We start from the raw sequence: 10417 nt of genomic DNA on the forward strand, positions 1-10417 counted from the left end.
ACCCGACCGGTGCAGGCAAACAGGGCGCGGTACGACAAATCACCACAGGCTGGGTGCGGTGTCCCGCGAACCGCACCCGGAGGTACCTGTGCCGCGTCCGTTTCCGCGCGCCCGACTGCGCAGCACCGCGGCCGTGTTCACCACCATGTCCGCGCTCGCCGCCACCTCCCTGGGCATCGGCCCCTCCGCGGCGGGGTCCGGCTCGGCCGTGCCGTGCGCGCTGACGCGGACCGACGCCCACCACTCGGAGGGCCTGGACACCTGGAACGCCGCCTATCCGCGCCCGGCCCGGGCCCTGGACGCGGTCATGGTCTTCCTGTCGTTCCCGGACGCCCACCCGCTGACCACCCCGCAGGAGCTGACCGCCGACCACTTCCCGTCCACCACCCACTTCTTCGAACGCGCGTCCTACGGCCGCTTCACCCTGCGCCCGCACGCGCTGCGGCACTGGATCCGGATGCCGAAGCCGTCCACCGCGTACGACATACGGCGTGACTGGAGCCCCGAGCACCGGGCCGCGTACCTGCGGGACGCCCTCTCCGTGACCGACCCGCAGGTGGACTTCTCGCGCTACGACGTCGTGTACTTCGTCGCCGACCCGGACGCACCCGGCGTGGACTCCGACGCGACCAAGGTGGTGAACCTGACGAGCCCGCTACGGGCCGACGGCACCGACCTGCGCCGGATCGTCACCGTGTTCGAGCAGCACCCGCCCGACCGGCTGGTCCTCGCCCACGAGACAGGGCACGTGTTCGACCTGCCCGATCTGTACCACCGGCCCGTGGACGGCAAGGGCGACTGGGACACGCACGTCGGCGACTGGGACCTGATGGGCAGCCAGTTCGGACTCGCCCCCGACCTCTTCGCCTGGCACAAGTGGAAGCTGGGCTGGCTCGATCCCCGGCAGGTGCGGTGTGTCCAGGACGCGGGGCCGGCCCGGCTCACCCTGGAGCCTCTGGCGGCGGGGCCCGGAGGACCGGCGCCGCGGACCGCGGGCTCGCAGCCCTTCGGACTCGGGCGGGGCACCAAGCTCGCCGTGGTGCGGACGGGACCTGAGAGCGTGCTAGCCCTCGAGGCGCGGGGACCGGTGGGCAACGACGAGGCCGCGTGCCGGCAGGGCGTGCTCGTGTACCGGGTGCGGGGCGGGACGCGGTCCGGGAGCGGCCCCATCGAGGTGATCGACGCCCATCCGCGCACCGAGGCCTGCTGGGAGGACTCCGTCTACCCGCCCCTCGCGGACGCGCCGATCGGCATCGGGGAGAGCTTCACGGTGCCGGGGGAGGGCGTGCGGGTGAAGGTGGAGGGGCGTACGGCTTCGGGGGCCTGGACGGTGAAGATCGCGGTGGGCTACTGACGGACTCCTGCTGACGGACTCCTTCGACGGCACGCGAAAGGCCCCTCGCTTCCGCGAGGGGCCTTTCACCGTCTGTGCGCCGCCAGGGACTCGAACCCCGGACCCGCTGATTAAGAGTCAGCTGCTCTAACCAACTGAGCTAGCGGCGCCTGCTGACGTCGTAGACCTTAGCACCCTGGTCGGCGGGAGGAAAAATCGAAATCCGCACCGCCGAGCGGGCCGCCCGGACGGCCGCCCAGAGCAGTACCTCGGGGCCGGGAAGCCAGGGCTGACGGGTGTCGGGAGCGACGAGCCAGCGGGAGGTGCGGCGGGGCTCGGCCCCGGCCGGGCCGGACGGCGCCGGAACGGTCACCGCGTCACCGGTGCCGTGGCACAGCAGCGGCGGTACGGCATCCGTACGGCGGGTGTCCCGGCCGTCCCGCGCGCCCCACTCCTCCCACTCCAGCAGCGCGGGGAGCCGCTGAGCCGTCCCCGGGGCGGCGAACAGCAGCATCCGCCCCCGGAACTGGGCGACCGGGCCCGAGCCGGGGCCGTCGTCCCACAGCCGGTCCAGCATCCGCCGGCCGAACATCGCGGGCGCGCTCACCACGTCGAAGACCGACCCGCACGACAGCACGACCGGTGCGCCCGGCCGCTCCTCCCAGAGGGCGAGCGTGCTTCGCGGATACGTTCCTGCCGAGGCGAGCCAGGCGGCCCCGTCCGGGGTGACATCGGAGGCGTTCCATGCGCTGCTCATGGCACCCAGGTCTACCCGCCGTGAGCGCCCGGTTCCCATGGGTTGCGGGAAATCGGGACAGGACGGGGTGGGGAGGGGTATCTTGCCCGCCTGGCATATGCCATGGGAGCGGGAAGGGTCTGTGCCCGTGCGGTCAGGCGGTGTCGCCGGGCCTGCGGCCCTCGGCGTCGCCCCGCATCAGCCCCCGCCCGAACTCGACCATCTTCTTGGCGTAGTCCTCGGTCCACTCGGCCCGCTCGGCGATGTCCGCGGTCGTCAGCCGGTCGAACCTGCGCGGATCGGCCAGCTGCGCCGCCGCCATCGCCTGGAACTCCACCGCCCGGTCCGCCGCGGCCCGGAACGCCAGCGTCAGCTCCGTCGCCCGGGACAGCAGCGCCCGGGGGTCGTCGATCGACTCCAGATCGAAGAAGTGCTCGGGGTCGGAGGCCGCCTCCGCGGGCTCGAAGAGCAGGGGCGCGGGGCGTAGCCGCGGCTCGTTCCGACGCGGCGTGGGCTCCGCCATGGTGTCTCCTCCTCGTACATCGCGCTGACCCTCCCGGTGGAGCGGGCCACCGTCCATTGTCTCGCGGGCGCGCAAGTGGGCATCGCCGTAGCGGATACGGCCGCCGCACCACCGGCGTTCGTCATGCCGCCCGGGACCCGTCGAGTTCCGGCCGGATCACCCCCGCCACGCCACCCGGTGCTCCGCCAGGTGCGCCAGCACCGCGTGGTTGGCCTCCCAGCCGTCCGGGAACTTCACCACCGTGCCCAGCTGGACCGGCTCCGTCGAGGGATAGTCGTCCAGCAGGTCGCTCACCCCCGCTCGGCAGACCACGATGCAGGCGTGCCGGTGGCGGGAGGCCAGGACGCAGAGGCGGCCGGTCTCCAGGTGGAAGGCCGTGGCGTCGGGGCGGCCGGACAGCGGATGGAGGACGACTGTGACGTCGTACTCACGACCTTGCAGCCGGTTGGCGGTGTCCACGACCACGTCGGTGACGCCGAGGACGGCCAGGGCCGCCCGCACCGCCGCCGCCTGGTCCCGGTGGGCCGTGCCGACGGCGATCCGGTCCGCGGTGAGGGGCGAGGGCTCGGTTGAGCGCTCCGAGATCGCCGCGCCGCCGCGGTCCAGCAGACGGCGGACGACCTGTGCCACGGCCCGGACCGCCTCCGGGTCCGTGCGCGGCGTGTGCCGGGCGGGCAGCTCGAGCAGGCCCCAGCCCGACTCGGCTGCCTCGTCGATCACCCGGTCGGGACCCGAGCCGTCCGACGGCACGCCGAAGGCCAGGGTCCGGTCGCCGGGACCGGTGCCGCTGCGGAACGGCGTGTACGGGTAGAACGCGTCCGAGACCAGGGGCGCCGCGGAGGCCGGGAGCCGCCAGGAGACCGGCAGCCGGTGCTGGGGCAGGTCGGGGTTGTGCGCGAGCAGGGTCGTCACCGCCGAGGCCGACGGGTCGTACGCCAGGCCCGCCCACTGCTCGCTGCCGACGATCGCGAACGGATCGAGCTGCCCCGGGTCGCCCACGAACAGCGCCCGTTCGAACAGCCCGGCCACCGCGAGCAGCGCGTCGGACCGCATCTGGTACGCCTCGTCGACGATGGCGTGCCGCCACGGCTCGTCGACCTTGACGTGCGCCCACTTGGCCGCCGTCGAGATCACCGCGGCCAGCCCGGCGAGGTCGGCCGCCTTGGCCGACTTGCGTACGTTCTCCAGCCCGTCGAGCGCCTTGTCGTACGGGTCGGAGTCGCTGCTGTGCAACCGGCCCACCGGCAGTTCGGGGTTCTTCTCGGCGAGCCGCAGGACCAGGTCGTCGACCTGGGCGTTGGTCTGCGCGACCACCATCAGCGGGTGCCCCGCCTCGGCCAGTTCCAGGGCCGCGCGGACCACCAGCGTGGACTTGCCCGCGCCCGGCGGGGAGTCCACGACGACACCGCGCGCGGTGCCGCGCAGCGTGTCGTGGAGGATCGCGTCGGTCGCCTGCGCCGCCGCGGCCGAAGGGTCGAACACGGTGGTCACAGCACGTCCTCCTCGGTCACCGGGTCGGCGGGCTCCAGGGCCGCCTCACCGGGCGGCCCGCCGTGCGTCCACGGTGTCTCCTCCGGGTCGGGCAGCTTCGCGCCGCCCCGCTGCTCGTGCTCGAACAGGGTGAAGCAGAGCCGGTCGCCCTTCTCCGGCACCGACCCGGGCTCGGGCTCCTTGCCGCGGCCCATCTTGTCGAGGATCCGCAGCACGACGTACCCGCCGTCCTCCTCGGCCGTGACGAACTCCGCCGACTGCGGCTTGCCGCCCAGCGACCGGTACACCTTCGTCCGCTCGCCGAGATGCGGCCGGTCGTCCGTGCGCACCGTGACCAGGGGGCGCGGGCTGGGCCGCTTGCCCTCGCTGTACGCCATCACGACATCGGTGACCTCACCCGCGAACGCCTCCCCGGCCAGCCGGCGGCCGGCCATCACCAGCGGATCGTCCAGGGCCTCCTGGGCCTCGAGCCGGGCCTGTTCGCGCTCGCGTGTGGCGAGCTTGTTCGCCGCGGTGACCGCGTCGTCGCGGCGCGGCTGCGGGGGCTCGCCGGCCAGGACCCGGTCGCGGTGGCCGGTGAACGACCAGCGGTCGCGGGTCCACCGCTCCTCGACCCGCGCCCCTTCGGGCAGCTCCCGCAGCAGGTCCAGGCCCCGCCAGACCGCGTCCCAGGTGGGCCGGGTGCGGCTGAGCACCAGATCGCGGATCTCCCGCTCGGCGGCGGTCAGCGCCCCGAGCCGGTCGTCGGCCTCCAGACCGTCCTCGGCGGCGGCGAGGGCGGTACGGGCACGGTCGTAGCGCTCGATGGCCGGGGCGAGCAGCTTGTTGTCGAACGCCGGGTCGGTGGCCGGACCGGCCGGCGGGCACATCAGCTGGCCCTGCGCGTCCCGCTCCAGCTCGGCCCGCAGCGCGGCCTCGGCGCCGGTGACGCCCTCCGGCGGGTCGATCCAGGCGAGCAGCGCCCCCAGGTGCTGGTCCTCGAGGGAGGACTGCCCGGTCGCCCAGTGCCGGCCCAGCACCTCGGTCATCGCCAGCAGCAGCGAGGAACCGGGCACCCGGGCCCGCTCCCCGAAGTGCGTCAGCCACCGCCCGAGCAGCGGCACCCGCGGCGGCGCCGGGAAGGGGGCCTCCGGATCCTGCTCGGCCGTGCGCCTGAACCGCATGGAACGCCCGAGGAGCCGCACCAGCTCGATGCCCGCCCGGCTCGGCACGATCAGCTGCGGCGCGTCCGCGCACAGGTCGACCTCGACCTTGACGCGCTTGCCGGTCTCCGGATCGGTCTCGGTGCGCTCGGCGGCCTCCACGGTCTCGGCGAAGGCGTCGACGTACGGCAGCACGATGTCGGCCAGCTCGGCCAGGAACGCGAACCTGAGATCACGGTCGCGCGGCTGCGGGACGGCCAGCAGACGCGGCGCGTCCCGGTCCGTGCCGACCAGCGCCCCCAGCGGGGCCCCGGCCTCACCCGCGGTGGTCAGCGGCACGAACACCAGCGGACGCTCACCGAGATGCCGGTGCCGGACGGTGGCGGCGGGCTGCGCGCGGCCGGTGCTGACCGCTTCGAGGCGGGCCAGGGTGGAGATCAGCGACACGCCGCCTCCAGCGCCTCGGCGCGCAGGGCCGCCGCCCGCCGCAGGGCCGCCACGGCCGGGTCGTCGGGATCGCCCGCCTCGCCGCGCGCGGCCGCGAGGACGTCCTCCACGGTCGTCAGAGCGCCCAGCTCCGCCCGGACCGGCCGCCCGAGCGTGGCCACCGCGCCCTCCTGGCGGGACCGGGACCGGCAGTGGAAGGCCAGCTCGCATGCGGACAGGCACTCGGGCGCATAGGTCGCCGGGACCGACTCCACGGCAGCCGACAGCTGTTCGGCGGGCAGCTCGGTCGAGAAGCACGTGCCCTCGGGCAGCGCGTCGGCGATGTCCTCGACACGGGTCAGCCGGGCCAGCTGGCGCGCCGTCACCGCCCGCTGTTTACGGATGTCCACGGCGGAGGCCGCGGGCTGGTTGGAGAAGTCCCGGGGACAGACCAGCAGGATCCGGTGCCGCACGCGCGGGGCCGGATCCAGGCGCGCGGCGACCTCCTCCAGCGCCAGCACGTACACCGCCGCCTGCCGCGCCGCGGCCCCGACCTTCGCCGGGTCCGCCGAACCGTCCAGCAGCGGAAACGACTTGATCTCCACGACCGTCCAGCTGCCGTCCGGGTGCACCACGACCGCGTCCGGCTCCAGGTACGCCGGGGAGCCCGCGACGTCCAGCGCGAGCATCGGGTGGTCCAGCAGCGTCCACGCGCCCGGGTGCCCGGCGGCCTCCCGCAGTTCCAGCGCCGTACGGGCCGTGCGCCCCTGGGGGCCGGTCGCCGTCAGGTCGGGCACGCGCGCCCGGGCAGGGGGTTCGGCGGAGCGGTCCAGCTTCTCGTGCACCAGCCGCAGCAGCTCCGCGCCGCCGTCGGCCTTCACCTTCGCCTCGAAGGCGTTGCCCCGCGTGAGCGCGAACTGCGACTGCCCGAAGGCCGACGGCGAACCGAGCGCGCTCGCCAGCGCCGCCTTGTTCACCCCCGCCCCGTCCAGGATCGCGCGCCGCGCGCAGCCCGGGTTGGCGGCCAGCGCCGCCAGGGCGCGCGCGTCCAGTGCCTTCGCGGGGACGTCGGGGCCGCGCAGCTCAGCGAGCCGGTGCCGGAGCGCCGTCCCCCGCGTCCTTGGGGGAGGCACTCGGCTCGGCTCCCGCTGCGAGCCGCGACTCGCGCTGCCGTGGAATTCGCTCACCCGCGGAAGTCTGGCATCCGGCACTGACAATCGGGGAACCAGCGGCGGAAGAGTCCGCCGGGACCGCTGCGGCGGCCGGGGCGAACGAGGCCTTCACACGGTCGGCGGTGCGCATCACGACCGGCGCCAGGAGCAGACCGGCGCCCATGACGAGCGCGCCCGCGGCCGCGTCCAGGAAGTAGTGGTTGGCGGTGCCCATGACCACGATCGTGGTGATCAGCGGGTAGGCGACGCCGGCCGCCTTCATCAGGCGCGTACCGCCGAAGCGCCACAGCATGATCCCGCACCACAGGGCCCAGCCCACGTGCAGACTCGGCATCGCCGCGTACTGGTTGGTCATGCCGCCCATGCCGCGCGGCGCGCTCGCCGCACCGCCCCACCAGCCGTAGGAGCTGTACTGGGCCATGGTGTCGACGAAGCCGTGGCTCGCGTCGAGCAGCCGGGGCGGGCAGGTCGGCAGCAGTGTGAACCCGATCAGGCCGATGAGGGTCGACGTCATCAGCCAGGTGCGCGCGGCGCGGTAGCGCACCGCGTGCGAGCGGAAGAGCCAGACGAGCACGGCCGGCGTGACCACGTAGTGCAGCGACGCGTACCAGAAGTCGGCGGGTATGCCTATCCACGGCTCGCGCGTGAACAGGCGGTTCAGCGGGTGCTCGGCGTTGAGGTACACCGCCTTCTCGATCCGCAGGATCGCCAGGCCGTGGTCGACGGCCGTCGAGACGTCACCCCGGGCGAGGAGCCGGCCCGCCGTGTAGCACGCGTAGACCAGCAGGAGGAGCGGCAGCTCCGTCCACCAGCGCAACCTCGGTGCGGGAGCCGCCTCGGTGCCCGGTGTCTCGGTGTGCGGCATCCGATCGCCCTCCCCCTTCAGTCTCACGCGTAGCCCGGTCGGCCGTGCCACTTTACGGTGTGTGCGCCCGCACCGGGGGGCGCCTCCGGCCCTCAAAGACGCAGAGATCGCCCCCCGGGTTGCCCGTACGGGCCGTGCGCGATGATGGAGGAGTTCCCCTTGCGTTTCTCTTCCGGAAAGGTGCCTCATGGCCGCGCGCATCCTGCTGGCCCGCCACGGACAGACCGAGTGGTCCCTGTCCGGCAAGCACACGGGCAGGACCGACGTGCCGCTCCTGGAGGAGGGCCGGCGCGGCGCCAAGCTCCTCGGCGAGCGCCTGCACCGGCCGCCGTACGAGGGCCTTGAGGGCGTCGAGGTGCGCACCAGCCCGCTCTCCCGCGCGCGGGAGACCTGCGAGCTGGCCGGCTTCGGCGACCGCGCCCGGACCTGGGACGCCCTGCTGGAGTGGGACTACGGGAGCTACGAGGGCATGACCCCCGCGGACATCCAGGCCGTCCGGCCCGGCTGGCTGATCTGGCGCGACGGCGTCCCGGCCGGGGAGTCCCTCGCCGAGGTGACGGCCCGGGCCGACGAGGTGGTCTCCTGGGCCCGTTCCGAGGACCGCGACGTCCTGGTCTTCGCCCACGGGCACATCCTGCGCTCCATCGGCGCGCGGTGGCTGGGCCTCCCGATCGACTTCGCGGCCCGCATACGGCTGAACCCGACGTCGCTGTCCGTCCTCGGCTGGGCCTACGGAGAACCGGCGATCGAGAGCTGGAACGACATAGGGCACCTCGCCTGAGTCGGCCCTAGGCCATCCGCGGGGACGAGGCGTGCCGCTCCAGGAACGCCGAGACCCCGGACGCCCTGCGGTGCGGCAGCAGTACCCGGGCCGTGGCCGCCAGCATGGTCTGGACGCGGGACGACTGGACCTCCTCCAGCAGGTCCAGCACCCGCATCCCCGCCACCGCCGCCTCGTCCGGCCGGCCGCCGCGCGCGAGGTCGTCGGCCAGCTCCGCCGTGTACAGGGCGATGTTCCGGGTGAAGTGCGGATCCTGGAGCTCGGCCGCCCGCCGGGCGTGCCGTGCCGCCCGGGGCCAGTCGCCGAGCGTGGACCAGCACTGCGCCTCCAGACCCTCCAGTTCGGCCTCGCCGTAGAAGCTCATCCACTCGGGGTCGGCATCCGCGGGGCCCCGTTCGAAGAAGGCCTGCGCCCGGGCCAGCGCCCGCTCGCAGCCCACCCGGTCGGCGAGCCCCGCCCAGCCGCCCGCCTCGCGCAGCGCGAGCAGCGACATCAGCCGGGCCGACCCCACGGGCCGGGCGACGCGCTGCGCGGCCTGGGCGGCCCGGACCGCCTCGCGCGGGCGGCCCGCGTCCCGCGCGAGGAACGCCGTGTTGCAGAAGGCGTGCGCCTCCAGGCCGGGGTCGCCGGTCATCCGGGCGGTCGCCAGCGCCTCGGCGTAGTGGGAGCGGGCGTCGTCGAAGCGCCCCGAGTCGTGGGCCAGCCAGCCCACGGAGATGGCCAGTTCCCCGGCGCCCGAGTAGAGCCGGTCCGCCGTCGTCCGCCGCGTCGTGCCGGCGTCCAGCAGGGCGTAGGCGGCACGCAGCGGGGCGGCGGCGCGACGGTAGAGGCCGTCGGCCCCGTGCCGGTCGTCCAGCAGCCGGATCCGGCGGACGGCTTCTTCCAGGGCGCCCGCCTCGCTCGTCCCGGCGCGGCGCACGGGGCGCTGAGCCGCCGCGGCGTCGAGGGCGAGGCCGACAGGCCCCAGTGAGGCGGCGGCCACGGTGGCCCCTCCGCCGGTCATGAACGCGCGACGTAGCACGTCGCTCTCCTCGTAGGTGTCGTGCGGGTGGTGCGGGTCGTACGGGTACTGCGTTTCATACGGCTCACACGCTCCGCTGGTCTCACTCGTGGTGTTCGCCGGGTTCGCGGTGCGCGGCAGGGGCGCGTTCTCGGTGTCGCGCGCCCGGCGTCCGCGTACCGATGAGCGGGGCGCGAACCCGAGGTCGGTGAGCGTGCGGCCTGGGAACATGTGCAGGAACACCCGTTCGTATGCGTAGTTGGGGCAGCGGATCTCGCCCGCCTCGACCCGTCCGATGTAGCGCGCGTCACAGCTGACCTGTTCGCCGATCTCGAGTCCGGCCCGGCGGACCGCCGCGGCGAACTCGGCCGGTGAGCGCTGTCCGCGCAGCCCCCGGAAGACGAGGTTCGGCCGTGCCGGCCGGTCGGGTCGGGACGAGGTCAGCGGTGACGACGCCATGGCCGGGTCCTCTCGTGCGAACCGTCGAACCATGCCGGATTCGAGGGGACTCGACGCGAGTTCGTCCACGGCGTGCGCCCCGTGTCCGGCGGGCAAGAACGTACCTGCTGTGATGAAGCCACCACGCTGGGTTTTGCTACAAACCGGATATCTCATCCGTGATCTGCCATGAAGTGCCATCCTTTGCGGCTGACGTCGGCCGTAGCCGTTGACGGTCTGCCGCGTTGAACTGTGCGGACCGGGAGGCCCCCGACTCCCGACCGCTCGTCCAAGCAGGGGTTTTCGTGGTGGAGGCCGGGATGGAGACCAGCCGGATCAACGACTTTCGTGCCCAGCCGTGCAGACCGCCGGGCGCACCGGCCGCCGGCTGCGATGTGGTGACGGTGCCCGCCCGGCAGGGGCTGGAGGCGGTCGACATCCTGCGGCGCGGACCGGCCGACGCGGTGGGGCCCGTGCTGCACGACGGCGGCGACACCCTCGGTTTCCTGG

Annotated in this window: 9 protein-coding genes, 1 tRNA gene and 1 pseudogene; 3 read left to right on the forward strand and 8 right to left on the reverse strand. The window is 74.1% G+C overall.

Translation table 11 applies throughout. The annotated features are described in order from the left end of the window. Nucleotides 1-88: 88 nt before the first annotated feature. On the forward strand, nucleotides 89-1354 hold the full coding sequence (locus tag AB0I06_RS30530) for a M6 family metalloprotease domain-containing protein (protein WP_363122073.1): 1266 nt from the start codon (nucleotides 89-91) through the stop codon (nucleotides 1352-1354). Between the two features lie 75 nt (nucleotides 1355-1429). Here AB0I06_RS30530 and AB0I06_RS30535 read toward each other — a convergent pair. The 7 genes from AB0I06_RS30535 to AB0I06_RS30565 all read right to left on the reverse strand — a co-directional run bounded on the left by AB0I06_RS30535 (nucleotide 1430) and on the right by AB0I06_RS30565 (nucleotide 7688). Further along, a tRNA-Lys gene (locus AB0I06_RS30535) sits at nucleotides 1430-1503 on the reverse strand. After that, entirely contained in the window at nucleotides 1494-2090 is a 597-nt protein-coding gene (locus AB0I06_RS30540; RefSeq protein ID WP_363122074.1) for a bifunctional DNA primase/polymerase, read from the reverse strand. The genes AB0I06_RS30535 and AB0I06_RS30540 overlap by 10 nt, the downstream gene beginning before the upstream one ends. A 133-nt stretch (nucleotides 2091-2223) precedes the next feature. Continuing rightward, on the reverse strand, nucleotides 2224-2592 hold the full coding sequence (locus tag AB0I06_RS30545; RefSeq protein WP_363122075.1) for a hypothetical protein: 369 nt from the start codon (nucleotides 2590-2592) through the stop codon (nucleotides 2224-2226). Nucleotides 2593-2748: 156 nt separating this feature from the next. Further along, nucleotides 2749-4083 (reverse strand): AAA domain-containing protein, encoded by a 1335-nt coding sequence (locus AB0I06_RS30550; RefSeq protein ID WP_363122076.1) that lies wholly within the window; start codon nucleotides 4081-4083, stop codon nucleotides 2749-2751. Next, nucleotides 4080-5672 carry a hypothetical protein gene (locus AB0I06_RS30555; RefSeq protein ID WP_363122077.1) on the reverse strand — a complete coding sequence of 531 codons (1593 nt, stop codon included), beginning with the start codon at nucleotides 5670-5672 and terminating at the stop codon, nucleotides 4080-4082. The genes AB0I06_RS30550 and AB0I06_RS30555 overlap by 4 nt, the downstream gene beginning before the upstream one ends. Then, nucleotides 5663-6784: a hypothetical protein gene (locus tag AB0I06_RS30560; RefSeq protein WP_363122078.1), complete on the reverse strand. Its 1122-nt coding sequence runs from the start codon at nucleotides 6782-6784 to the stop codon at nucleotides 5663-5665. The genes AB0I06_RS30555 and AB0I06_RS30560 overlap by 10 nt, the downstream gene beginning before the upstream one ends. Beyond that, nucleotides 6735-7688: a phosphatase PAP2 family protein gene (locus tag AB0I06_RS30565; RefSeq protein ID WP_363122079.1), complete on the reverse strand. Its 954-nt coding sequence runs from the start codon at nucleotides 7686-7688 to the stop codon at nucleotides 6735-6737. The genes AB0I06_RS30560 and AB0I06_RS30565 overlap by 50 nt, the downstream gene beginning before the upstream one ends. 187 nt (nucleotides 7689-7875) lie before the next feature. On the opposite strand from AB0I06_RS30565, the gene AB0I06_RS30570 reads away from it, so the two are divergent. Then, nucleotides 7876-8469 carry a histidine phosphatase family protein gene (locus tag AB0I06_RS30570; RefSeq protein WP_363122080.1) on the forward strand — a complete coding sequence of 198 codons (594 nt, stop codon included), beginning with the start codon at nucleotides 7876-7878 and terminating at the stop codon, nucleotides 8467-8469. Nucleotides 8470-8476: 7 nt separating this feature from the next. Here the strand turns inward: AB0I06_RS30570 and AB0I06_RS30575 are convergent, their stop codons facing one another. After that, nucleotides 8477-9928, reverse strand: a complete 1452-nt coding sequence (locus AB0I06_RS30575) for a hypothetical protein (protein ID WP_363122081.1) — start codon at nucleotides 9926-9928, stop codon at nucleotides 8477-8479. A 299-nt stretch (nucleotides 9929-10227) separates the two neighbouring features. On the opposite strand from AB0I06_RS30575, the pseudogene AB0I06_RS30580 reads away from it, so the two are divergent. Then, nucleotides 10228-10417, forward strand: a pseudogene (locus AB0I06_RS30580) (hypothetical protein); the annotation flags it as partial.

Origin of the sequence: Streptomyces sp. NPDC050674, from assembly GCF_040654575.1 — a bacterium.
Taxonomy (GTDB): domain Bacteria; phylum Actinomycetota; class Actinomycetes; order Streptomycetales; family Streptomycetaceae; genus Streptomyces.